This window comes from Flavilitoribacter nigricans DSM 23189 = NBRC 102662 (genome assembly GCF_002646595.1).
Lineage (GTDB): Bacteria > Bacteroidota > Bacteroidia > Chitinophagales > Saprospiraceae > Flavilitoribacter > Flavilitoribacter nigricans.
On the sequence record NZ_PDUD01000001.1, the window covers coordinates 210,412 to 234,017 of the forward strand.

The following is a 23,606-nucleotide window of genomic DNA, read 5'->3' on the forward strand; positions in this document are numbered from 1 at the left end:
GGCAGAACCACGATCTACCTAAACCCAACAAAAAAGTCCAAAGACTCCGGATTGCGCATGGCATCTGGATTAGCCGCCTTCTCTACCGGCATACCCATCAGTATTTTCTTGACCGGCGCTTCCAGTTTTTTTCCCGAGATCGTATACGGTATATCCTGCACTTCGATAATTTCATCCGGCACGTGGCGGGGAGAATATTCACTACGCAGCGCTTTTTTGATCTTTCCCTTGAGGACATCATCCAGTAGCGCTCCGGATTCCATTACCACAAACAAGGGCATGAAATGCTCCCCTCCCTTAAGTTCCAGATTGACGATCAGGCTATCCTTTATTTCCGGCATCTTCTGTAAGACATTGTAGATCTCCGCCGTACCGATCCGCACGCCCTGCCGGTTCAGGGTAGCATCCGAGCGGCCGTAAATGATCAGGGAGCCCCGTTCGGTGATCTCTACCCAGTCTCCGTGCCGCCAGATCCCCGGATACATTTCAAAATAACTTTCCCGATACCGCTTTCCTTCCGGGTCATTCCAGAAATAGATCGGCATGGAAGGCATCGGTTTGGTAATGACCATCTCTCCCACTTCTCCGATCACGGCATTGCCCATTTCATCCCAGGCGTACAGAGCGCAACCCAGGGCGCGACACTGAATCTCTCCCTCGTAGACCGGCAGCAGAGGATTCCCGCCGACAAAGGCCGTACAGATATCCGTCCCTCCGCTCATGGAACATAGCCATAAGTCCGATTTCACGCTATCGTAAGCCCAGTCGAAAGCTTCCGGTGGCAAAGGCGACCCCGTAGAGCCAATAGACCGCAGAGGGCCCAGATCAAAAGTCTTTCCCGGGGACAAGTCCGCCCGCATACAGGCCACCAGATAAGGGGCCCCGGTTCCAAAGTGATGAATGGGCGCCTCTTCCGCCAGTCGCCACAGTATCTCCATTCCCGGATAGCCGGGACTGCCGTCGTACAGCACCAAAGTAGCATCCATGAGGAAAGCAGCCTGGACGAAATTCCACATCATCCATCCGGTAGTGGAAAACCAGAAAAAGTTTTCACCACGGTGAACGTCATTGTGGAACGCCAGGTATTTGTAGTGCTCCAGCAGAATCCCCCCCTGCGAATGGGTGATGGCCTTGGGTTTACCGGTAGTGCCGGAAGAATACAACACCCAAATAGGATGGGAAAACGGCACCGGGGTAAATTCCGGTTCTCCCGAATATTCTTCCATGACCCGCGACCAGGAGATGGTACGCTCGCTCTCCTCCAGGGTCGCATCCGGATTAAGATAAGGCAGAAAAATGATCCGCTCCAGAGTAGGGAGGTGGCTGGTAATCTCCCGCACCACTTCCCTGCGGTCAAATGATTTGCCGCCGTATTGGTAGCCATCCACCGCGATCAGTACTTTCGGTTCTATCTGCTGAAAACGATCGATCACGCTACTGCTGCCGAAATCAGGCGAACAACTGGACCAGACCGCACCGATACTACAGGTAGCCAGGAATGCAGTCGTCGCTTCGGGAATATTGGGCAGGTAAGCCACTACCCTATCCCCGGCCGTCAGGCCCTGAGCGCGCAGGAAAGCCTGGAGGCTACCTACCTGGGATCGGAGTTCTTTCCAACTGATCCGCTGCAGGGAATGTCGCTCGGATTGGAAGATAATGGCCGTCTGCTCATCGGGTTTATTCCGGCACAGGTGCTCGGCGTAATTGACGGTGGCACCGCTAAACCACCGCGCAGCGGGCATAGCGTCACCGGAAAGCACTTCGGTATAGGGAGTGTAGGACTTGACTTCAAAGTATTCCCAGATCGATTCCCAGAAAGCTTTTATATCTTCGACCGACCACGACCAAAGTTCGTGGTAATCGGCAAATTGCAGGCCTTTATGCTCCCGGAGCCATTCTCGATAATGGGACAAGTGCGATCGTTCCCGGAATGGTTTGGAAGGTTGCCACAGTAATTTTGGTGAAGGATCTGTCATTGCTATACGTTTCAGTCGTTGTAAGTAGGTACCGGGCCACCCGGACTACTCCGTCAAGTTAGTAAACTCGGTCTATTTCTACAAAACCTCGGAGAAAGGCCCTTGTTCAGCATAAGAAGATTTACAGGCGGAAACCGTGCCAGCGATTGGAGACCAGATAACGATAGGTCAAAATGATCATGGCTAACCAGTAAAAGATCTCAGACGCCCAGGCCCAGGCCAGGCCGCCGTGGGTGAAATTAACCTCGATATAAATGTAGGCCAGATAGAAAACAGCACACCAGGTCTGGATCTTCAGACCGTAATAAGTAGCTCCCGTACCGACCAATCCGTTAAAGAACACACCTCCCACGGCAAAACTGCTCAGGATGATCAGCAAGACCCAAAAGATGGGTTGAGCATCGGTGATCAGGCTCATGTCTTCACCGCCCAGCAAGGGATACAGCAGATAGGTGGGAAAGATGACTACCGGCAGCGCAATGATCATCGTACTGATCCAGCTCAGTTTTGCCGTTTTCCAGATGATGGGCACGACTGCCTGTCGCTTCTGCTGACCGATAAAGTTGCTGACGAGTGTATTCACCCCCGAAGAAAAACCCCAACAGGGAATGGAAAGGATCAGATAAACCATCCGCACCAGGTTGGTAATAGCCAGTTCCCGTTCTCCCAGGTTTTCGACAATTCCAAAAAAAACGAACCAGCTACCCAAGCCCACAAAGGCCTGCGCCACAATCGGAAATGATAACTTATACTGCTTTCGGATCAGAGAAAAATCGACCTTGGGCAGGTGAAACAAGCGATAGATCCGGGCGTGCTGATCAAACAGGATGTACAGACCGAAGACCACAAATGCAACCACTTCGGCCACCGTACTGGCCAGGCCCGCTCCGGCGATCCCCATCTGCGGCAGGCCCCAGTGCCCGAACACCAGGCCGTAGTCCAGCGCAATATTCACCACCGCAAGCACCACCGTATCGATCACGATAAAACTGGTACGGGCCACACCGGTATAAAGGGCAATAATCGCCACACCGATATAGGAGAAAAAGACGCCCCAGGACCGGTATTCGAGGTATTCCAGACTTTTGTAAAAAATGATATCCGAGTCGATAAACAGCGAGAAGAAGTAGTAACAGCCATACTGCATGAAGAGGAACATGACAATGGCCAGTCCCAGTTCGTAATACACCATGCTGTAAAAAATCCGACCGACCTGTTCGGGCTCCATGGCTCCCATTCGCCTGGCAATCAGGAGTTGACCACCCCGGGAAAATCCATAACCAATAGCTGCGACCACTAAATAAAAAACGCCCACAAAACCAATCGCTGCAAAATCTTGTTCACTCAAATGATACAAAAACACGCTATCGCTCAGAGCGATGACATTTTGAGCGGCGCTTCCCAACATGATTGGGGTTGAAATTGCCAGAATTTGGCGATATGAAGTTTTGAGTCGCATGCGGGGCCAAATGTACGTACTTTGTTCCTGCTGTGAACGGAAAGAACAAAAAATTATAGCAACACCAGCTTTCGGTCGATAGGAAACATCAGGCGCTGGATACGCACCGAAAATCCGGTCTTTACCGCTTCCGCCTGAGCTCCGGTTCACCGGGCGGTTTATATTTATAAGGACTAAAATTTGGTGTCTTTTATTTTTTGCTCATATTGCTGTCAAACACATACTACATGAAAACCGATACGCTTACTGCTCCACTTGCCAAGAAAATGCCCAAAGAACTGGAGCTACACGGCCATACCCGCACCGATGACTATTACTGGCTGCGGGAACGGGAAGATCAGGCCGTGGTTGACTACCTGAACGCTGAAAACGATTACCGGGAAAAGATGATGGGCCACCTCAAGGATTTTGAGGCCAGTCTGTTCGAAGAAATGAAAGGCCGGATGAAACCGGATGACGAATCGGTTCCCTACCGGGATAACGGCTACTTCTACCAGGCCCGTTACAAAAAGGACCACGAATATCCGATCTATACCCGGAGGAAAGGATCACTTACGGCCCCGGAGGATACTATACTGGATGTCAATGTATTAGCCAAACCGTACGAATACTACCAGGTAAGCGGACTGGCCATTAGTCCGGACAATAAGATCCTGGCCTACGGTGAAGATACCGTGAGCCGGCGGATCTATACCATTCGTTTCAAAAATCTGGAAACGGGCGAAATGCTGACGGATGAGATTCCCAATACGACCGGTAGCATAGCCTGGGCGAATGATAACCGGACCATTTTCTACTCGGTAAAGGACGAAGCTCTGCGGCCGTACAAAGTGTTCAAGCACCGCCTGGGCACCCCGGCCAGCGAGGACGAGGAGATCTACCACGAAGCGGATGAGACCTTTCTGACCTATGTTTACAAATCCAAGTCCAAGAAATACATCATTATCGGTTCGTATCAGACCGTTTCCAACGAGTTTCGCGTGCTGGATGCCGATGATCCGGATGGGAACTTTCGGGTGATCCAGCCGCGGGAACGACTGTTGGAATACGCCATTGCCCATTACCAGGACAAGTTCTATATCCACACCAACTGGAAGGCCCGCAACTTCCGCCTGATGGTGACGGATGAAAACCAAACCGAAAAAGAGAACTGGGAAGAAGTCATTCCCCACCGGGAGGACGTACTGCTGGAAGGTCTGGATATTTTCCGGGATTACCTCGTGCTCTCCGAACGCCACGACGGCATTACCCGACTACGGGTGCTACCCCACACAGGCGCGGAACACTATATCGATTTTGGAGAGGAAGCTTATCTGGCCCAAACGACCGTCAACCGGGAATTCGATACCGATGTCTTACGGATCGCCTACCAGTCGATGACCACGCCCCCTACAGTCTACGATTACAACATGAAGGACCGGGAGCTGAAAATGATGAAACAGCAGGAAGTGCTGGGCGGTTTCGATCCGAACAACTACGAATCCGAGCGGCTGTACGCCACCGCCCGTGATGGAGAAAAGATCCCCATTTCCATTGTTTATCCCAAAGGTTTCAAAAAAGACGGTCGCCAACCCCTGCTGCTGTACGGATACGGATCCTACGGGCACAGCATGGAGCCCTATTTCAGCAGTACCCGGCTGAGTTTGCTGGACCGGGGTTTTGCCTTTGCCATCGCCCACATCCGGGGCGGCGAGGAAATGGGACGGCGCTGGTACGATGACGGTAAACTCCTCAAGAAGAAAAATACCTTTTACGATTTTATCGACAGCGCGGAATACCTGATCCAACAAAATTATACGGGTAAAGACCAGCTCTTCGCCATGGGAGGCAGTGCCGGAGGTTTACTGATGGGTGCGATCGTTAATTTGCGTCCGGATCTCTGGCGGGGAGTGGTAGCCGCAGTTCCCTTTGTGGATGTGGTAACCACCATGCTGGACACCACTATTCCTCTAACCACCGGAGAGTTTGACGAATGGGGAAATCCCAACGACAAAGCTTTTTACGATTATATCCTCTCCTATTCTCCCTACGATAATGTAAAAGCCCAGGAGTATCCGGCGATGCTGGTTACGACCGGTTTACACGATTCCCAGGTACAGTACTGGGAGCCGGCCAAATGGGTCGCTAAGTTGCGGGAACACAAAACGGACGAAAATCCGTTATTACTGTATACCAATATGAGTACCGGTCACAGCGGGGCTTCCGGCCGTTTCGAAAGCCTGAAAGATATCGCTATGGATTATGCATTTTTGCTGGACCTGGCGGGTAAGGCAGAATAGGAGGTCACCGGGTCGACAGATACAATATTACCGTGTCAGTCGATCCGGTTTACCCAATTCGTGAATTGGCCCGTTTCGTAAAATTCCACAATGTTCTGTGCGGCCAGACGTGACATCTCGTCGCGGGCCTCCACCGTAGCCGACCCGATATGCGGTACTACGGCTACCGTATCCATTTCTAATAAAGGATTGCTTTCATCCATCGGTTCGGGATCGGTGACATCCAGGCCGGCACCCCAGATCTCCCCGTTCAGGATGGCAATGATCAGGTCCGTCTCCCGGTGTACGGGACCACGCGAAGTATTGATAAAGATCGAACTGGGTTTCATCTTCTGGAATGCCGCCCGGTCGAAGATTCCCCGGGTGCTTTCATTCAGGCTGCAGTGCACCGACAGTACATCACTTTGTGCTAACAATTCGTCAAAAGATACCCGACGGGCACCGAGTACCTCTTCAGCTTCGGGATTCGGATTTCGGTTGCAATAGATCACTGGCATCCGGTAGGCTCCCTGACAACGCAGCGCCATTTCCAGGCCGATGCCTCCGAGGCCGAAGATTCCCAGGGTTTTGTTTTTTAACTCCATACCGAGATTGGCCCGGGGTTTGAAATCACCCCACTCCCCTCTTCCAATTGATTTGTGCATGTAGAACATCTTCCGGGAAACCGCGATCATCAGTCCGAAAGCGATATCAGCGGTAGCGTCACTAACTGCATCCGGCGTATTCCCAATGGGGATCCCCAGGCGGCTGGCCGCTGCAATGTCGATATTATCGTATCCGGCTGCAAACTGGGAGATGATATCCAGATGAGAACAGGCCTCCAGAAAGGCCGCATCCAGTTTATCCTTACTGCTGGTGATCAGGGCCTGCACCGATTGGGCGGCCTCAATGAGCTCCTCTTTGCTGATAGGCTCATCGCTGGTCCAGACTTCAACGTCAAAACCTTTCGCACGCAAAAGATCGATCCCTTTATCCGGGATATTCAGGCTAACAAAAACCTTGGTGTTAGTCATAGCTGGGTTAGATATAGGTTTGTAGGTGTCATAAAGAGTCGGGCAAAGTGATCATGCAGGTAAAATCTCCTTTAACTTACTGATCACCTGATCCACTTCTTCCCGGGTATTCAAATGGGAAAACGAAAAGCGAACGGTATGTCGGTCCGAATCCGGTTTCAGGGCGGAGATCACGTGCGAGCCCGTATCGATTCCGGAACTGCAGGCGCTTCCTCCGGAAACACTGATACCGGCAATATCCAGATTGAACAGGATCAGACTCGCCTTCTCCGAAGGAGGGAAATCCACGCTGAGCACTTTGTAATGAGCCCGCCCGTCCGGGTCTCCGTTAAAGGTGATGTCCGGAAATTGAGCCAGTAGCTGCTCCCTGAAGTAATCGCGGATCCCCGTGATATATGCCCGGCGTTGATCCATTTCGCTGACGGCCAACTCCAGGGCTTTCGCCAGGCCCACGATCCCGTATATATTTTCCGTACCGCCGCGCATATTTCTTTCCTGAGCGCCACCGTCCAGATAAGGCTCCAGGATATTATCATTATTGATGTACACAAATCCTACACCCTTCGGACCATGGAATTTGTGCGCAGAACCGGAAATAAAATTCACCTTCAGCCGGGAAAGATCGATGGGAAAATAGCCAACGGTCTGTACGGTATCCGAATGAAAATAGGCACCGTATTCTGCGCAAAGTTCCCCGATCTCTTCCAAATCGATCATGGTGCCGATCTCATTGTTGGAATGCATGAGGGAGACCAGGGTCTTTCCCGGATGCTCCGTCGACAGTAAAGTCCGCAGATGATCCAGATCGACATGGCCGCTTTCATCCAGTTTTACCTGCTCCAGTTTAACGGGCGTCTCTTTTCCGATCCGGTCCACCGTATGCAGTACACAATGGTGCTCAATCGGCGAGCTAATGATGCGGGTAACACCCAGATCACGTACCGCATTTTTCAGCACCATATTGTTGGATTCCGTGCCACAGGAGGTAAAAAAGATCTCGCCGATAGATGCACCGAGACTCTGGGCCACGACTTTCCGGGCCTGCTCAACCGCAGCCCGGGCCGTACGGCCTTCCCGGTGAATGGACGATGGATTGCCAAAATTTTCGCGCATGCTACGACTCATCGCATCAATGACCTCATCCAGGATCGGGGTCGTAGCGGCATTGTCAAAATATACTCTCATTGGTATTCCTGATAGCGAAGCCGGTCTTTAGACAAAATGAAAGTGTCTACAGCCACCGGGCTCTGCCTGTCATTAGTATTTTCAAAATCTCCAACGTCCGGTTTTCGCCTTCCTATCGGAGCATTAGAGCGTTATCTTATCAAACCACTCCGCCACCTTTTTGGTTTCGAAGTCATCGCCATCCTTGTAGTAAAACTCATTGGTATGGAGATTGTATTCGTAATCCGCCGCCCAGTCCTGGTAGTGATCGTGGAGTGCCTCGATCGCATCGAGGATATAGGCCATTTCTTCATTGGTCATGACCGGATGGATCGACAGTCGGATCCAGCCGGGTTTGGCCGACAGGATACCCTGACTGATCTGATCCGTAATGGACTGGGAGAACTCCTGATCTACATTCAGCAGATAATGGCCGTAGGTACCCGCACAGGAGCATCCGCCGCGCACCTGCACGCCGTAGCGGTCGTTGAGCAATTTAACGCCCAGATTATAGTGCAGATCATCAATGTAAAATGAAATGACACCGATCCGCTCGCGGTGCTGGCTGGCCAGGATGTGTAAGCGGGGCAAGCGGTCAAAACGATCCCAGATCATGTCCAATAGTTCGTGTTCCCGTTCCAGGATCCGGTCTACCCCCATCTTTTCCTTGAGCTTTATCGCCAGGGCGACTTTAATGGTTTGCAGGAAAGCCGGCGTTCCGCCATCCTCCCGGGCTTCGATCTGATCGATGTACTTATGTCCGCCCCAGGGATTCGTCCAGTCGACGGTGCCCCCGCCGGGATTATCCGGCACCTGATTTTTGTAGAGTTTGGGATCAAAGACGAGGATGCCGGAAGAACCGGGACCTCCCAGGAATTTATGGGGAGAAAAATAGATCGCATCCAGATGTTGCAATTCATTTTCCGGCCGCATACACACTTCGATATAAGGTGCCGAACAGGCAAAGTCAACGAAACAAAGTCCGCCGTTCCGATGCATTATCTCCGCTACTTCGTAATAGGGCGTTTTGATGCCCGTGACGTTGGAACAGGAAGTTACGGCGGCGATCTTCAGACTACGATCGGCATATTTTTCCAGCAGCTCTTCCAGGTGTCCCAGGTCCATCAAACCGTTCTCATTCGGCCGGATTACCTCTACCTCGGCGATGGTTTCCAGCCAGGTAGTCTGATTGGAGTGGTGCTCCATATGGCTGATAAAAACTACGGGTCGTTCTTCCCGCTGCAACTGAACCCGCTTCCGAAAATGCTCGTGGATCTTCAACCCCAGGATGCGTTGGAATTTATTGACCACCCCGGTCATGCCCGAGTTGGTGGAGATCAGAATATCGCTCTTATGTGCGCCGACGTGCTGCTTGATCAGGGCTTTTGCTTCGTGGTAGGCCCCCGTCATGGTACATCCGGTCACGGTAGTCTCCGTATGGGTATTCCCCACGAAAGGACCGATCTCCCGGAGCAATTGATCTTCGATCGGACCGTAAAGGCGACCACTGGCCGTCCAGTCGGCATAAACAATGGGCTTCTCCCCGAAAGGCGTGAGGAAGCGTTGATCAAAGCCTACTACCTTTTCACGGTAAGGTGCAAACCACTGTTCCAGGTTCGGGCGGGCTTGGGTATTTGGTTTTACCAGCATATCAGGGCGTTTTTTATGATTCATCGGAATTAGATCCCAACATAAAAACGGAGGATATTACAGCTTGATAAACTACGCCTTAAAATATTTTCAGGACGTGATATCGATCACTGTTCCAACAAAGATAACAAGTCTGTTTTGATTTGTCCGACCAGGGCTTCGGCTCTTTCCAAAGTGGGGGCTTCGGCGTAGATCCGAATGATGGGTTCGGTATTCGAACGGCGCAGATGCACCCAGCTATCCGGAAAGTCAATTTTTAGGCCGTCAATGGTATTGCAATCCTCCTCGCGGTATTGCTCGTGCATCTTTTCCAGAATACTGTTCAGGTCCACACCTTCCGGGCTCTGGATCTTATCTTTCACCATCTGGTAGTCCGGATAAGTAGCCCGGAGTTCCGTCATACTTTTACCGGATTTGGCGAGGTGGGTCAGGATCAGGGCGATACCCGCCAGGGCATCCCGGCCGTAGTGCAGTACCGGCACGATCACCCCACCGTTGCCTTCTCCGCCGATCACGGCTTCTTTGGCCTTCATTTTTTCCACTACATTCACTTCCCCGACGGCACTGGCAAAATAAGATCCGCCGTAGCGTTCGGTAACATCGCGCAACGCCCGGGTAGAAGACAGATTGGATACCGTATTGCCCGGGTTCCGTTGCAACAGATAATCCGCTACGGCTACCAGCGTATATTCTTCTCCGAACATGCTGCCGTCATTCGACACCAGTGCCAGCCGGTCCACGTCGGGGTCAACGGAGATCCCCATATCCGCTCCGGTGGCTTTTACTTTTTCCGAAAGTGCTTCCAGGTGTTTGGGCAGGGGCTCCGGATTATGAGCAAAGAAACCGTCGGGTGTGCCGTTGATCAGAATGGTCTCACAACCCAGTCGGTCCAGCAAGGCCGGAATGGCGATCGCTCCCGTCGAGTTTACCGGATCCACCACTACTTTAAAGGCTTTTTTCCGGATCAGATCGGCATCCACCGCATCCATGTCCAGGATCAGATCGATATGGCGCTCGATCCATCCATCCTGCTCTTCGTAGCTACCGAGGTCCGTCACTTCTGCGTAGCGAATGGCTCCCGATTCGATCAGTTGCAGCAGTGTTTCTCCGTCCGATTTGGAAATGAATTCGCCCCGTTTATTGATGAATTTGAGTGCGTTCCATTCTTTGGGATTATGGCTGGCGGTGATAATGATGCCCGCACCGGCCTGGAGCAAAGGTACCGCAACTTCCACAGTCGGAGTGGTCGACAAACCGAGATCGACTACATCAATGCCCAGTCCGTTGAGGGTCGCACTAACCAATTGGCTGACCATTTTTCCCGAAATACGGGCGTCCCGGCCGATCACCACTTTCGGCGTGGCGCCCTGTTGTTGCAACCAGTATCCGAATGCCGCCGTGCATTCCACAATGTCCTGAGGGGTAAGATTCGTGCCGGCTGCGCCACCGATGGTCCCCCGTATCCCGGAAATGGATTTTATTAGTGCCAATGTCTTGTCTTTTTGAATGATTGGATATTTGGTGTTCGCTCTGCTTTCCACACCATTTGCGGCGCAAAAATAGAAATACCTGCCGAATGAGCGTGAACCCTACCCGCTAAACCTATCGGCCGGGCTTAAATTTTAGACTCCTAAGATCTTTTATCAATCCTACGCTACGATCAGCTATCTGCCAAAAATTACCATTATTCAAAGCTTTTGATCAACTTTGCGTTTTTGTGCGGAAAAAGACCGATAGCATGTTAGATACCCTGATCGAATGGGACCAATGGCTGTTTCACATTATTAATTACGACTGGCACAATGGGTTCATGGACGCCATCATGCCCTATTGGCGGGAGAAGAGGATCTGGATCCCACTTTATCTCATCATTGGCGGTTTTGCGCTTTATCGGTATCGGTTAAAAGGACTTTATTTTATCCTGGCCGCCGCCCTGACCATCGCCATTGCCGATCCCGTAAGCAGTCAGCTCATCAAGAAGAACGTACAGCGGGACCGCCCCTGTCGGGAGGCCAGTTTGCAGAAGGAAGTCAAATTGCTCATCCACTGCGGCGGTGGTTACAGTTTTACTTCGTCGCATGCAACCAACCATTTCGCCATTGGGGTGTTTTTATTTCTTACTATAGGCCGATTATTCCGTTCCTGGCGGTGGTTGTTTCTGCTTTGGGCGGCTTCCATTGCGTTCGGACAGGTTTATGTGGGTGTTCATTATCCACTGGACGTCATTGCCGGCGGCCTGGTCGGTGCGCTGATTGGTTGGTTGGTCTATCTGTTGTATAAAAATTTAAAATCGCTCCGGGTGAATGAGTTCTGGTCAGCCGGACAAGCGGAAAATATAGCCTGAGGGTACCGTATTCCTCTGCTGCTCATTCCTTATTGCTAACATTTACATGGAGATCTGGGAATATATTCTACTCTTTATATCCGTAGCCCTCGGTGGAGCTCTGGCCTTTGTACTGCGTCAGTTTAAAAGCAGCTGGATCCAATTGCTCCTTTCGTTCAGCGGAGCGTATATACTGGGAGTCACCGCTTTACATCTATTGCCGAGCGTGTACCACGAACAACCCGCGTCCATCGGTATTTGGGTGCTCCTTGGTTTCTTTTTACAACTATCGCTGGAACAACTGTCGAAGGGTGTGGAGCACGGCCATATTCACGCCCACCAGCATGCCGGTAGCGGTTTTGCCATTTCTATTATGGTTGGTCTTTGCCTGCACGCTTTCCTCGAAGGCCTGCCCCTGAGCCATTATCACGAACTCACCCATTCGCACCACGGCAATGAATCCTGGTTTGGAGCGGGCAATCACTTACTGTTTGGCATCATTTTACACAAAATACCCGCAGCATTTGCGCTGGTCACCCTCCTGCTGCGGTCCGGTTTCAAGTCGTCCGTTGCTTTTGGATTACTGCTGTTGTTTGCCTCGATGTCTCCCCTGGCCGCCCAACTGGCGGACATTTCCGAATGGGGTTCCCGCTGGCTCGTCTACATCGTAGCGGTGGTCGTTGGCTCCTTTCTGCACATTGCCACCACTATCCTTTTTGAATCGGATGACAAACACCAGCACCGGATCTCCTGGAAAAAGTTACTGGCCATCGGGCTGGGCCTCGGAATGGGACTGGTAACCTTGTAAATTTTATTCTCATCCGATATCAATCTTTCGATCCAGTAAGCATATATTACAGGTGTTCTTGAACGGTATCGCATCGTACCGTCACCAGGGATCGGACTACCCGATTCAGACCTTCATGCTCTTCGAAAAAACGGTTTTGCGCCAGGTAGTCCGCTGATTTTTAACGAAAAACAACCTGACCTACATGGACACAAAATCTTACCGCAGTATCTTTCTCTTTATTCTTATTCTAATTTTAAGCAGCGACGGTTTCGCGCAGGTAAAGATCCTGGAAAACCAGATCGGGATCGGCATTCCGAACCCAACTGCAGCGATTGATATTAGGGGTGCCAGCAACTCCGAAGCTTCCCGATTTCAGATCGGCAATTTACAGGCAACCAGTAAGATCCAGTTGCTAAGCGGTCGTAAAGAGGACGAACGGTCTTTCCTATTCTTTTCTCCCCAGGATACCTTCATCCTCGCCCGGCACTTTACGGATACCACCGAAGTACTACGTTTTGTTCCCAATGGTGGCATGGAGGCCCGGGGATATTTCAACCTCCGGAGAGGACCAAATGACAATTCGGTCTATATCGGTCCGGAAACCGGTACTGCTACCAATGGCAGTTTCAGCCTGGATAATGTATTTGTCGGATATTTTAGTGGCCGATCAAACGACATGGGCAGTAGAAATACATTTATCGGCCCGCGTACCGGATTAAGTAACGAGGGCGGTTCCTTCAATACCTTTATCGGTAACGAAGCCGGCCGGAATAACATTAACGGGATTGATAATACCGCTCTGGGTACCAAGGCCGGAGAGAACAACACCTCCGGCTCCGAAAATGTCTTTCTAGGCAATCAGGCCGGGAATGCCAATACGACGGGGAACGTTAACATCTATATCGGTCGGGGAGCTGGTTTCAGTAATTCCGCTGGTACTTTGAATACTTTCATCGGTAGTTTTGCCGGACCGGTACCGAATAGTGGTAATACGCTGGAAAGCGCTATAGCCATCGGCAATTCCGCCCAGGTGGATTGTTCTTATTGCGCCGTAATCGGTGGTACTGGCGCATATGCCGTTGATCTAGGTCTGGGCGTACCCGTACCTACCGCCAAGCTCGATGTAGACGGCACGGTACGAATCCGGAACCTGCCCCCCGGTAACGGGAATTTGGTCGTTGCGGATAATGAAGGTAACCTGTTTATCTCTGCGCCCCTTCCGATGGCCGATAATGGTCAGGCATCCACGCTGGAGGCAGAGAATCAGGCGCTGCGCACTGAATTAGCGGCGGTAAAAGAACGTCTGGAACAATTGGAAAATATCGTGCGGGATCTGGCCGCTCGACAGGAAGCTACGCCTTCCGACGGGTACCAACAGGAGGCAATCATTTCCGGAGCGATGCTCCGTCAAAATCAACCCAACCCTTTCCGCGAATCCACCCGCATCGCTTATTTTATTCCGGATGCTGTCAACCGGGCCGTCCTTAAAATAACCGACGCCCGCGGAGAATTGCTTGAGTCCATTCCCATCAAAGGCAAAGGTCAGGGGTCGACCACGATCCGTCCCTTTGCATTGAATACCGGCACCTATTTCTATAGTCTGGTCCTCGACGGTCAGATCTCGGATACCAGAAAGATGATCATCACGGCCAACTGATCTCGATTGGAAATACACCTTACGTAAATTAGTTTGGTCCTGACGCTGGTTGATAGCTCAGGGCCAAACTAAATAACTGGCTACCATTCCCGATCAAAAAGACGGCAGCTTCCAGCCGTGGTGGTATTCGGGGGTGATCAATGCGCTGGCTTCGGCATCATCGCGGAATAACCCTTTTTGCGCATCCCAGTAGATCTTGCGTCCGGTTCGGAAGGCAATATTGCCCATGTGGGCATTGATCGCGGCCACACTTCCGCTGTCCACTCCGCATTTAAGATCCTCCACTTTCCGGGAACTCAGCGCGTCTACGAAATTTCGGGCGTGTTCCACCAAAGGGTCGCCCACTCGGGGCTGTTCGGGTATGGCGTCCACCCGGTAGGATCTTCTTCCATCTTCGGTATCGGTCTCCGGGATCAGTTCCCAGCCCTGCCGGTTTACGACCAGGGTGGCATCGTCCCCAATAAAAGCGATCCCTTCTCCCCTACCGTAATTGCCGGTATTGACCCCGGTACTGTGTTCCCAGAGCATATTGAAATCGTCGTACTCGAAGATCGCCTGGAGCGTATCGGGCGTTTGGGCCGCATCTTCCGGATAGGCGAATTTACCGCCCGAGGCAACCACCGATTTAGGCGCACTGGCGTTCATGGCAAACAGCGCGATATCGATCTCGTGTACGCCCCAGTCCGTCATCAGGCCACCCGCATAATCCCAGTACCAGCGGAAACTGAAGTGAAAACGGTTTTCATTGAACGGTCGCTCCGGCGCCGGGCCCAGCCACATTTGGTAATCTACCCCTTCCGGAACCGGACTGTCGGGTTTCGGTTCGATGGCCCCTACACCGGCGCGGTAGGCCCAGACTTTCACCAGACTGATCTTACCCAATTTTCCGGAGCGGACGTAATCAATTGCATCCGCATAATGCCGGCCGCTGCGTTGCCACTGTCCTACCTGCACTATTCGGCCGTACTGGCTGGCGGCCCGTTGCATCAGTTTGCATTCCGTAATGGAATTAGCGAGCGGTTTTTCAACGTAGACGTCCTTCTCCGCCGCACAGGCGTCGACCATGATCCGGCAGTGCCAGTGATCGGGTGTGCCGATGATCACGGCGTCGATGTCCTGCCGGTCCAGCAGTTTCCGGTAATCTTTGTACTGATCGGGCTTTTTGCCGGTAATGGTTTCCGCGTCCGCGCAACGTCGGTCCAGCACCCGCTGATCTACGTCGCAAATGGCTACACAGTCCACTTCGTCCAACTGAAGGTGGGATCGCATATTGACCCACCCCATGCTGTTGGCACCGATCAGACCGAAACGGATCTTTTCACTCGGAGCTATGGTTTTTCGCCGGGCGGCAATGAGTTCTAAAGGCAGCCCGGAAAACAGGCCTAAGCCGGCCAGCGCGGCTCCCTGACGGACAAATTTTCTTCTGGATCTTTTCATTTTGGATGAGCTTATCTTTGAGCTCCTTAAAATACAGAATAATTCGGAAGGCACTGTGCTGGCAACTCCTGAATCGAAGGGGCGGTTGTTGCAAAGGACCGTGCCCGCATGCTTTTCTGTTCGATGTGCTATGGGTAGCGGCTTATCGCCGCTGGGATCTTTCCGATCAATCAGTTGATCTGGCCGATAAAACCCTGAGGTTTCTCCTTTTGTTTTTCCATTTCTTCCAGGACCATATCCAGTCCGTCCGGAGTAATCCAGCCCTGTTCCTGAGCGTGGCGGGCGGCTTCGGAAGTATCTTTCACCTGGATCATTTCTACGGACTGCCGGCGAAGGCCACCTGCGATCTCCCGGACGCGCGCAGCCTTTTCCGGCACAGAAACATCGCGAATGTAAATGGCCAGTATCCGGCCGGGAAATTCCCGTACCGCCCGGGCGTACAGTTCCGGATCGTGTTGCCCGTTGTCCCCGATCAGCAAAAAACGCATTTGCGGGTAGAGTTGGAGCAGAGAACTGATCTTTTCAAACTTATGATCGTGGGAGCCCCCACCGGAGCTGTAGAGCTGCAGCAGGCGGGTTTTCAGGTCTTTTAATAAAAAAGGTCCTTTGGGAATACCGCGTACCCGACAAAAATCAACCAGGAAATCATACAGGTTCCAGGCGCTGCTGCTAACGTAGAAGATGGGATTTTTTTGCCGCCCGTCCGAACCGGCCTGCAGCGCTTTGTAGAAGGTGCTCACACCGACGAAAGGCAAACGGGTCCTGGCGTTTTTAGTCAGGATCAGCCGTAGTTTTTTCAGGGTTTTGGTAGCGTGGGAAACCAGAATAGTATCATCCACATCGGAAATGATGCCGAATTCCGCCTGGCCGCTATGAATGTATACCTCTCCCTCGGCCCGCATTAGTTCCTGCTCCGGATCGATCCGGTCCAGGACCTGGTACTGTACGGTCTGCCAGCCGTTTGCGGCTATCGGCTCGGTAAATTCAAAGACCTTTTCAAAAAGTCCATTCTCATCCGTGGTTACGATCGCTTCCTGCCCCAGCAGACAGATATTTACCCGGATATCCGGTATCGAGGTGCTCCAGTAGCGGCTGAGCATGGCCCGGATGTTTTTATAAGTGCGATCCTGGGCGGCTGCTTCGTACAGCAATCGATCGTCCAAAACGTGGCCTGCGACCAGGACCTGATGTTGATTTCCAAATCCACGGTAGGGTAAGATAACGGGCGGAGTGATCAGCCCGAGGGCTTTTTTAACAGCTAAAATGATCTTTTTCAGGGTGGCTTTGAGCACAATTGACCGATGTTTGAGTTTCATTTAAAAACCGGAAAATTAAAACTAATGTTCTAAAACCCACTGTATGAAGAAATGTCTGTTCATAGTCAACCCTATTTCCGGTGGACTTTCTAAAAAGCAGTTCCTCCTGGAACTGGAAAATTTCTGTCGCTCGGAGCAACTGGAATACGGCGTCATTGAAACTGCCAATGAAGGCAACGACACCCGTATTCAATCGGCAATTAAAAGTTTCCAGCCCCAGGTGGTAGTAGCCTGTGGGGGCGACGGTACCGTCAACCTCGTGGCTCGAAACCTGTTAAATACCGATATGGAAATGGCCATTATCCCACTGGGTTCCGCCAATGGACTGGCCGGAGATCTAGGGATACCCTCCGATAACCAGAAAGCTTTACAGCTACTACTGTCGGGAAAGATCAGGGCACTGGACGTGATCGCCATCAACGAGGATGAGTATTGCCTGCACCTCAGCGATCTGGGATTCAACGCTACTATTGTCGAGAATTTCAACCGAAGTAATCTCCGGGGTCAACTGGCCTATCTCCTTTTCTTTTTGAAGAGCCTGTTTACCGACCACACCCGCAATTACCATTTCATTCTTCCCGATCAGAGTTTCCAGAAAAAAGCGGCCATGGTCGTTCTCGCCAACGGAAGTCGTTACGGTTTCGGTGCGGAAGTAAATCCGGTAGGCCGTCCGGACGACGGGCACTTCGAGCTGTGTGTGTTTAGCAATTATCCGTGGTATGCGTTTTTCAGTGTACTGTTCCATTTTCTTACCGGACAGTTGAAAAGCTCCCGCTACTACGAGGTCTTTTCCACGGAGCGACTGTTTATTAAAGCCGACCGGCCGGTGGAGTTGCAGGTAGACGGAGAACCCCTGGGCCCTTTCGACGAAGTGAATGCCATATTGCTACCCCGCCGCGTTAATACCCTGGTTCCCGCCTGAACGAGCAAGAGATCACTCAGCCCCCAATTATTTTACGTAGATCGTTTTAATATTGACAAATTCCCGGATGCCGTAGTCGGAAAGTTCCCGCCCGTATCCGCTGTTCTTGATGCCGCCAAAAGGTAAGCGAGGATCGGACTTTACCATCGTATTAATGAATACACTTCCGGCCGCGATGGATCTGGCGATCCGCTCGGCAGCCTCCGTATCCCGGGTGAAAATGGCCGCTCCCAGACCAAACGGCGTATCATTGGCGACACGGACTGCTTCCGGCTCGTCGGCTACCCGAATGACGGAAGCTACGGGTCCAAAGAGCTCTTCCTCATAGGCCGGCTGTCCGGGTGCGACTTCGGTTAGAATAGTGGCTGGATAATAGGCCCCTTCCCGATCGGGTATTTCCCCGCCCAGGATACATTTTGCACCCTTTCGTATACTTTTAGTGACCTGCTCGTGGAGGTCGTCCCGGAGATCCGTTCGGGCCATCGGGCCCAGATCGACCCCGTCTTTCATGGGGTCGCCCATGACGGCCGCCTCCATTTCCCCCTTAAACAGTCGGACAAAATCATCGTAAACCCGATCCACTATAATGAACCGCTTGGCTCCGATACAACTTTGACCATTGTTCAGCAAACGACCTTTGGCACATACTTCAGCGGCCTGTTCCAGATCCGCATCTCCCAGAATGAGGTAGGGATCACTGCCGCCGAGTTCCAGTACAGCTTTCTTCAGGTGCTTTCCGGCGAGTCCGGCTACCGCCCGGCCGGCAGCTTCACTGCCCGTCAGGGATACGGCCTTAACTTCCGGTGCGGCAATGACATCGGCGGTCGCATCGGAGTCAATCAACAGGGTCTGAAATACGCCTTTGGGGAAACCGGCATCCCGAAAGATCGACTCGATGGCCATGGCACAACCCGGCACATTGGAAGCGTGCTTCAGTAACACCGTGTTGCCCGCCATGATGGCCGGTGCGGCACAGCGAAACACCTGCCAGAACGGAAAATTCCAGGGCATGATGGCCAGTATTACCCCCAGTGGTTCAAAACTGACATAACTCCTGGTCGCGTCCGACCCCTTGACCTCATCGGTCAAGAAACCGGCGGCATGTTCGGCGTAATACCGACAAACCCAGGCGCATTTTTCCGCTTCGGCGATGGCGTCCCGGTACAATTTGCCCATTTCGGTAGTCATCAGTTCCGCGAATGCTTCTTTGCGCTCCTCCAGAATATCAGCAGCCCGCATCATGGATTCCGCCCGCTGCAAAAAACTTTCTTCCCGCCAGCTCTGTTGTTCTTGGTGTGCCGCTTTGATCTTTTCCGCTACATCGGACTTATTATCATTTGAATAGGTCTTCTCCACCTTAGCTGTGGCCGGATTTATAACTTTCATCATTTTCTTTTTTTGTAAAACATTGCATTCAGGCAATCGTTTTATCAAGGCGTGTCCAATAACACCCTAAAAACAAACGTTTTATGAATACACGGTTCTTCCAGTTCTTTGGTTTATTTCTGATTAGTTCCTTTTTCATGGCCTGCGCCCCCGAGACCACCGGTGGTTCGTCGGAGCAGCAAGATGTTCCCGTTGCCGTTCCGACGGCTTCTAGTGAAACAGCTGAGCCGGGCTTACCGTTTCCTGTGTACGAAAATTTTTCTGATCTGGAATACCTTTTCCGATACCAAAATGATACGACTTACGTTATCAATTTTTGGGCAACCTGGTGCAAACCCTGTGTAGCGGAACTCCCTTATTTCGAACAGCTTCACTCGGAAATAGGGAATGAAAAAATGAAAGTGATACTGGTCAGTCTCGACTTTGCCAAAGACGTGGAAACCAAACTGGTCAGTTTTGTGAAGCAACGCCAGCTAAAACCCGAAGTGATCGCTTTGACCGATGGCAAATACAGCGATTGGATCGATAAAGTGCATCCGGACTGGGGCGGCGCAATTCCCGTCACCTACATTTACAAAGGAGACCATGTCCTGTTTCACGATCAGCAATACGATAGTTTTAAAGAACTGAAAACCTCAGTTGACAAAATAAAGGATCAGGGATAGTTTATCGGAGAACGAAGGGAAAAGACCCGATACCATTATTCCTGAGGCCGGATCACCTGACTTAAACATACTTTTGTCTAAATAAATTTTTTTAAAAATGAGAACGTCATTTGCGTCATTTCTGCTATCTGCAATCCTTCTCCTGGGGCTGAGCGCCTGCACCAACGATGCCCCTTCCGAAAACGCCAATACTACATCCGAATCGTTGAAAGCAAATGAGGAACAACCCAGAGCCATTACCGTTTCCCTGAAAGAAGACGGATTGGCCATCGGGGAAAAAGCTCCGAATTTCAAGCTGGAAAATGTGGACGGTGAGTTCTATTCACTGGACGATATTAAAGATGCCAACGGACAAAAACCGAAAGGATTTATCGTAACCTTTACGTGTAATACCTGTCCGATCGCCCAAAAATACGAAGACCGGCTGATCAAGCTACACAATATGGCTTCGGCAATGGGTTATCCCCTGATCGCTATTCAACCCAATGATCCGGGAATTTCAGCGGGTGACAGTATGGGTGCGATGAAAAAAAGAGCGAAGGATAGAAGTTATCCGTTTGTTTATCTGATGGATGCCAAACAGGAAATTTACCCGCAGTACGGTGCGCGAAGAACGCCCGAGATCTATCTGCTGGACAGCGACCATATCCTGCGTTACCACGGAGCCGTCGATGATAATGTGCAGGCCCCGCAGGAAGTATCCGTCAACTACGTGCTGAAAGCGATCGAAGCGCTGGAAAACGGCCAGAATCCCGATCCTGCGGATGTAAAAGCGATCGGTTGTACGATCAAAGCGGCTAAGTCTTAAAATTTCAGGCTGCAATAACCCAAACAGATATGCTACGAGGGGCCGTAAAGCGTATTATGCTTTGCGGCCCCTCGTATTTTAAGTTCAACGCTTCCCTACGCTTCAATCCGGAGCGTATAAAGATGAATGACGATGGTCTTTCCCTGAAACTTGACCGGCTCTTCAAACTTTTCCATAATGAAACCTTTGGCCGGCAGATCATGAAAAAATTCCCGGGCTACCTGACGACGGGGATCACTCAGTACGATCGTCCCTCCCGGTTTACACAGGGTTCGAAAAGCGTGCGGCAGATAAGGAAAATTGCGGGCTTCGTAAGTGATATCGGAAGCCAGCAGTACGTCGGCAGCCAGGTCGGCATCCGGCTGGCGCCAATCCAGCAAGGTGTAATTCGCTTCGGCGGCATTGTTCAGCGCCCAGTTGCTGCGGGCAAAATCCAGGGCCGGTTCCAGATAATCGGAGAGGGTCACCTGCCCCCCGAGCTTTCCGGCAACGATACCGGGAAGTCCCAGACCGCAGCCGAGTTCCAGCACCCCTTGACCTTCCCGGATCAGGCCGGCTCCGGAATCCGCTCTTTTTAACAGGAATTGCGCCATGCCCAGCGCGGAAGGCCACAGCTCCGCCCAGTAGGGAATGCGTTCATCCTGTACATCTTCGTGCTGATCCCCTTTCAGGATCAGTTCATCCAGCAGCGCCTCCGCGTCGGCTACTTCCAGCAGTTTGAAGGTGTGCCCCCCTTCCAGTTGGAGATCGATCTCCCGGGTAGGATACGGCAGAGAAAAATTCATGGAGGCCGGTTGATTTATTGAATAATTGTGCTGTTTAGAAACTTTCCCGCAGACCGTAAGTTTGGCGCAGCCGGGAATACAAGCGCTCCGCTTCTTTATAACTCAGCGTTTGCTGACCATCGGAGAAGGCTTTTTCCGGACGTTGGTGTACTTCTACGATCACCCCGTCCGCCCCGGCCATCACGGACGCCAGTGCGATCTTATCCACGAAGCGACGGACGCCGATACCGTGGGAAGGGTCAGCAATAACCGGCAGATGGCTTTTTTCCTTCAGGATGGCCACCGCATTGAGATCCATGGTATTCCGGTAAGCGGACTCGTAGGAACGAATGCCCCGCTCGCACAGCATGATCCGTTCGTTGCCGTTGGAAAAAATGTATTCTGCCGCCTGTAAGAGTTCTTCTACGGTACCGGAGATGCCCCGTTTCAGCAGCACCGGTTTATCTACTTTACCTAATGCATCCAACAGGTTGAAGTTCTGGGCATTGCGCGCACCTACCTGGAAGATATCTACGTAATCGATCATGGCGTCGATCTGCTCGGTCATCATCACTTCGGTTATGATCTTAATACCGGCTTCCCGGGTCTGTTCGTACCACATTTTCAGTCCGTCAATACCCAGCCCCCGGAACGAATAGGGGGAACTGCGCGGTTTGTATACTCCTCCCCGCATGATCTTGATCCCGTTGGCCTGCAGGTGCTCGATGGTCGAAGCGATCTGCTCCTCGGATTCGATGGAACAGGGGCCGGCCATGACGGCAAAATGGCCCGTGCCGATCCGTACCCCGTCGCCCAGATCGATGACGGTATCTTCTACCTTCCACTTTTTGGAGACCAGTTTGTAGGCATCGCTTACGCGGTGAATATCCTTGATGCCCGGCAGATTGCCGATGCTACGGATATCAAATTCCGCTTTTCCAATGCCGATCAGATAATGACCAAACTGCGTATTAACTTCGTTGGTCTGGTACCGGATCTTTTCCAGTTGTTGCGCCAGCTGGTCTTTCTGGTCGGTCGTGATCGTAGATTCTAATTGGATGATCATGCTGATAAAGTTAGGATGGAGAGCATACACAAGCCGCTCTGCCGGAATGGGTCAATATTAAAAAAAACAGGGTTTTACACCGCGACTTCGCCGCGCACCATCTGCACAAATTCGGCGATGGTCCCTTCGAGATCAGTGGTCTCCGCTAGTGCCTTTATGAAGGCACTACCGATGATCGCTCCCTGCGCGTAGCGGCAGGCAATGGCGTAGGTTTCGTGATTGGAAATACCAAAACCGATCAGTCGGGGATGCTCCAGTTGCATAGCGTTGATCCGGTTAAAGTAGGCAAGCTGCCGATCGGAAATACCACTTTTCGCTCCGGTGATGGAAGAATCCGACACCATGTAAATGAATCCACGGGTCAGATCGTCGATCTTGCGGATCCGGTCTTCGGAAGTTTGCGGGGTGATGAGAAAACTGACGTGTAAACCGGCATCCTCAAACATTTGCCGGTAAAAGGTCTCGTATTCGAAAATCGGCAGATCGGGCAGGATCACACCGTCGATGCCCACCGCTACACAGCGATCCACGAAAGCCTGTTCGCCGTATTGCATCACCTGGTTGAAATATCCCATCAGTACCAGCGGTACGTCGGTTTGGGCGCGTACGTCCGCTACCTGACCGAAAAGGGTTTCCAGGGTCATCCCGTTCTTCAGGGCCTGCATGCCGCTTTCCTGAATGGTCGGGCCGTCGGCCATCGGATCCGAATACGGCATTCCGATCTCGATCAGGTCGACGCCGGCTTTTGCGAGGGCGGCAATGATCGTGGTGGTATCTTCCAGAGCCGGGTATCCGGCCGTAAAGTATATATTCAGCAGATTGGACTGCTTTTCGGCAAATAATTGATCTAATCGATTCATATTAATGGTTTTAGGTCGCAGGTAGGCGATCGCGGGGAGCAGACCTTCGGCCATTTCCCGGAGAATACCTT

The 23,606-nt window shown here is 51.8% G+C and carries 19 protein-coding genes; 7 read left to right on the forward strand and 12 right to left on the reverse strand.

Annotation, left to right across the window (positions count from 1 at the left end):
- Positions 1-14: 14 nt before the first annotated feature.
- Together CRP01_RS00830 and CRP01_RS00835 are read right to left on the reverse strand one after the other, a co-directional pair.
- Positions 15-1,976, reverse strand: a complete 1,962-nt coding sequence (locus tag CRP01_RS00830) for an acetoacetate--CoA ligase (protein ID WP_099148080.1) — start codon at positions 1,974-1,976, stop codon at positions 15-17.
- A gap of 121 nt (positions 1,977-2,097) precedes the next feature.
- Positions 2,098-3,384, reverse strand: a complete 1,287-nt coding sequence (locus CRP01_RS00835; protein ID WP_099148081.1) for an MATE family efflux transporter — start codon at positions 3,382-3,384, stop codon at positions 2,098-2,100.
- Between the two features lie 278 nt (positions 3,385-3,662).
- On the opposite strand from CRP01_RS00835, the gene CRP01_RS00840 reads away from it, so the two are divergent.
- Positions 3,663-5,714: a S9 family peptidase gene (locus CRP01_RS00840; RefSeq protein WP_099148082.1), complete on the forward strand. Its 2,052-nt coding sequence runs from the start codon at positions 3,663-3,665 to the stop codon at positions 5,712-5,714.
- Positions 5,715-5,749: 35 nt separating this feature from the next.
- On the opposite strand, the gene CRP01_RS00845 is transcribed toward CRP01_RS00840, so the two are convergent.
- From CRP01_RS00845 to glmM, 4 genes are all read right to left on the reverse strand, one after another.
- A complete protein-coding gene (locus CRP01_RS00845; RefSeq protein WP_099148083.1) occupies positions 5,750-6,727 on the reverse strand; it encodes a 2-hydroxyacid dehydrogenase in 978 nt (325 codons plus the stop codon).
- Between the two features lie 51 nt (positions 6,728-6,778).
- Positions 6,779-7,912: a cysteine desulfurase family protein gene (locus CRP01_RS00850; RefSeq protein ID WP_099148084.1), complete on the reverse strand. Its 1,134-nt coding sequence runs from the start codon at positions 7,910-7,912 to the stop codon at positions 6,779-6,781.
- A 123-nt stretch (positions 7,913-8,035) separates the two neighbouring features.
- Positions 8,036-9,541, reverse strand: a complete 1,506-nt coding sequence (locus CRP01_RS00855) for an aminotransferase class V-fold PLP-dependent enzyme (protein ID WP_099148085.1) — start codon at positions 9,539-9,541, stop codon at positions 8,036-8,038.
- 107 nt (positions 9,542-9,648) lie between these two features.
- Complete coding sequence (gene glmM / locus CRP01_RS00860; RefSeq protein WP_099148086.1) at positions 9,649-11,031, reverse strand: phosphoglucosamine mutase; 1,383 nt, start codon at positions 11,029-11,031, stop codon at positions 9,649-9,651.
- Between the two features lie 248 nt (positions 11,032-11,279).
- Here glmM and CRP01_RS00865 point away from each other — a divergent pair, with 248 nt between their 5' ends.
- The 3 genes from CRP01_RS00865 (at position 11,280) to CRP01_RS00875 (ending at position 14,311) form a co-directional block, all read left to right on the forward strand.
- Positions 11,280-11,885 carry a phosphatase PAP2 family protein gene (locus CRP01_RS00865; protein ID WP_099148087.1) on the forward strand — a complete coding sequence of 202 codons (606 nt, stop codon included), beginning with the start codon at positions 11,280-11,282 and terminating at the stop codon, positions 11,883-11,885.
- Between the two features lie 46 nt (positions 11,886-11,931).
- Positions 11,932-12,672 (forward strand): ZIP family metal transporter, encoded by a 741-nt coding sequence (locus CRP01_RS00870; RefSeq protein ID WP_099148088.1) that lies wholly within the window; start codon positions 11,932-11,934, stop codon positions 12,670-12,672.
- Positions 12,673-12,856: 184 nt separating this feature from the next.
- Positions 12,857-14,311 carry a T9SS type A sorting domain-containing protein gene (locus CRP01_RS00875; RefSeq protein ID WP_099148089.1) on the forward strand — a complete coding sequence of 485 codons (1,455 nt, stop codon included), beginning with the start codon at positions 12,857-12,859 and terminating at the stop codon, positions 14,309-14,311.
- Positions 14,312-14,404: 93 nt separating this feature from the next.
- On the opposite strand, the gene CRP01_RS00880 is transcribed toward CRP01_RS00875, so the two are convergent.
- Positions 14,405-15,748 carry a Gfo/Idh/MocA family protein gene (locus tag CRP01_RS00880; protein ID WP_099148090.1) on the reverse strand — a complete coding sequence of 448 codons (1,344 nt, stop codon included), beginning with the start codon at positions 15,746-15,748 and terminating at the stop codon, positions 14,405-14,407.
- 170 nt (positions 15,749-15,918) lie between these two features.
- Positions 15,919-17,064: an App1 family protein gene (locus CRP01_RS00885; RefSeq protein ID WP_099148091.1), complete on the reverse strand. Its 1,146-nt coding sequence runs from the start codon at positions 17,062-17,064 to the stop codon at positions 15,919-15,921.
- A 43-nt stretch (positions 17,065-17,107) separates the two neighbouring features.
- On the opposite strand from CRP01_RS00885, the gene CRP01_RS00890 reads away from it, so the two are divergent.
- Positions 17,108-17,986 (forward strand): diacylglycerol/lipid kinase family protein, encoded by an 879-nt coding sequence (locus CRP01_RS00890; protein WP_099148092.1) that lies wholly within the window; start codon positions 17,108-17,110, stop codon positions 17,984-17,986.
- A gap of 27 nt (positions 17,987-18,013) precedes the next feature.
- Here CRP01_RS00890 and CRP01_RS00895 read toward each other — a convergent pair whose 3' ends face one another.
- Positions 18,014-19,372 (reverse strand): NAD-dependent succinate-semialdehyde dehydrogenase, encoded by a 1,359-nt coding sequence (locus tag CRP01_RS00895; protein ID WP_099148093.1) that lies wholly within the window; start codon positions 19,370-19,372, stop codon positions 18,014-18,016.
- An 83-nt stretch (positions 19,373-19,455) separates the two neighbouring features.
- On the opposite strand from CRP01_RS00895, the gene CRP01_RS00900 reads away from it, so the two are divergent.
- Together CRP01_RS00900 and CRP01_RS00905 are read left to right on the forward strand one after the other, a co-directional pair.
- Positions 19,456-20,037 (forward strand): TlpA disulfide reductase family protein, encoded by a 582-nt coding sequence (locus CRP01_RS00900; protein ID WP_099148094.1) that lies wholly within the window; start codon positions 19,456-19,458, stop codon positions 20,035-20,037.
- A gap of 97 nt (positions 20,038-20,134) precedes the next feature.
- Positions 20,135-20,845, forward strand: a complete 711-nt coding sequence (locus CRP01_RS00905; RefSeq protein WP_099148095.1) for a thioredoxin family protein — start codon at positions 20,135-20,137, stop codon at positions 20,843-20,845.
- A gap of 95 nt (positions 20,846-20,940) precedes the next feature.
- Here CRP01_RS00905 and CRP01_RS00910 read toward each other — a convergent pair whose 3' ends face one another.
- The 3 genes from CRP01_RS00910 to trpA all read right to left on the reverse strand — a co-directional run bounded on the left by CRP01_RS00910 (position 20,941) and on the right by trpA (position 23,535).
- A complete protein-coding gene (locus CRP01_RS00910) occupies positions 20,941-21,630 on the reverse strand; it encodes a class I SAM-dependent methyltransferase (RefSeq protein ID WP_099148096.1) in 690 nt (229 codons plus the stop codon).
- Between the two features lie 34 nt (positions 21,631-21,664).
- On the reverse strand, positions 21,665-22,675 hold the full coding sequence (gene aroF, locus CRP01_RS00915; RefSeq protein WP_099148097.1) for a 3-deoxy-7-phosphoheptulonate synthase: 1,011 nt from the start codon (positions 22,673-22,675) through the stop codon (positions 21,665-21,667).
- Between the two features lie 74 nt (positions 22,676-22,749).
- Positions 22,750-23,535 carry a tryptophan synthase subunit alpha gene (gene trpA, locus CRP01_RS00920; RefSeq protein ID WP_099148291.1) on the reverse strand — a complete coding sequence of 262 codons (786 nt, stop codon included), beginning with the start codon at positions 23,533-23,535 and terminating at the stop codon, positions 22,750-22,752.
- Positions 23,536-23,606 lie beyond the last annotated feature (71 nt).

What these genes read in the sequence shown, in the direction of transcription:
- CRP01_RS00830 (WP_099148080.1), bottom strand. Translation starts at nt 1,976, where the DNA reads ATGACAGATCCTTCACCAAAATTACTGTGGCAACCTTCCAAACCATTC.
- CRP01_RS00880 (WP_099148090.1), bottom strand. Translation starts at nt 15,748, where the DNA reads ATGAAAAGATCCAGAAGAAAATTTGTCCGTCAGGGAGCCGCGCTGGCC.
- CRP01_RS00905 (WP_099148095.1), top strand. Translation starts at nt 20,135, where the DNA reads ATGAGAACGTCATTTGCGTCATTTCTGCTATCTGCAATCCTTCTCCTG.
- CRP01_RS00900 (WP_099148094.1), top strand. Translation starts at nt 19,456, where the DNA reads ATGAATACACGGTTCTTCCAGTTCTTTGGTTTATTTCTGATTAGTTCC.
- CRP01_RS00835 (WP_099148081.1), bottom strand. Translation starts at nt 3,384, where the DNA reads ATGTTGGGAAGCGCCGCTCAAAATGTCATCGCTCTGAGCGATAGCGTG.
- CRP01_RS00840 (WP_099148082.1), top strand. Translation starts at nt 3,663, where the DNA reads ATGAAAACCGATACGCTTACTGCTCCACTTGCCAAGAAAATGCCCAAA.
- CRP01_RS00870 (WP_099148088.1), top strand. Translation starts at nt 11,932, where the DNA reads ATGGAGATCTGGGAATATATTCTACTCTTTATATCCGTAGCCCTCGGT.
- trpA (WP_099148291.1), bottom strand. Translation starts at nt 23,535, where the DNA reads ATGAATCGATTAGATCAATTATTTGCCGAAAAGCAGTCCAATCTGCTG.
- CRP01_RS00845 (WP_099148083.1), bottom strand. Translation starts at nt 6,727, where the DNA reads ATGACTAACACCAAGGTTTTTGTTAGCCTGAATATCCCGGATAAAGGG.
- CRP01_RS00895 (WP_099148093.1), bottom strand. Translation starts at nt 19,372, where the DNA reads ATGAAAGTTATAAATCCGGCCACAGCTAAGGTGGAGAAGACCTATTCA.
- aroF (WP_099148097.1), bottom strand. Translation starts at nt 22,675, where the DNA reads ATGATCATCCAATTAGAATCTACGATCACGACCGACCAGAAAGACCAG.
- CRP01_RS00910 (WP_099148096.1), bottom strand. Translation starts at nt 21,630, where the DNA reads ATGAATTTTTCTCTGCCGTATCCTACCCGGGAGATCGATCTCCAACTG.
- CRP01_RS00855 (WP_099148085.1), bottom strand. Translation starts at nt 9,541, where the DNA reads ATGCTGGTAAAACCAAATACCCAAGCCCGCCCGAACCTGGAACAGTGG.
- CRP01_RS00890 (WP_099148092.1), top strand. Translation starts at nt 17,108, where the DNA reads ATGAAGAAATGTCTGTTCATAGTCAACCCTATTTCCGGTGGACTTTCT.
- CRP01_RS00850 (WP_099148084.1), bottom strand. Translation starts at nt 7,912, where the DNA reads ATGAGAGTATATTTTGACAATGCCGCTACGACCCCGATCCTGGATGAG.
- CRP01_RS00875 (WP_099148089.1), top strand. Translation starts at nt 12,857, where the DNA reads ATGGACACAAAATCTTACCGCAGTATCTTTCTCTTTATTCTTATTCTA.
- CRP01_RS00865 (WP_099148087.1), top strand. Translation starts at nt 11,280, where the DNA reads ATGTTAGATACCCTGATCGAATGGGACCAATGGCTGTTTCACATTATT.
- CRP01_RS00885 (WP_099148091.1), bottom strand. Translation starts at nt 17,064, where the DNA reads ATGAAACTCAAACATCGGTCAATTGTGCTCAAAGCCACCCTGAAAAAG.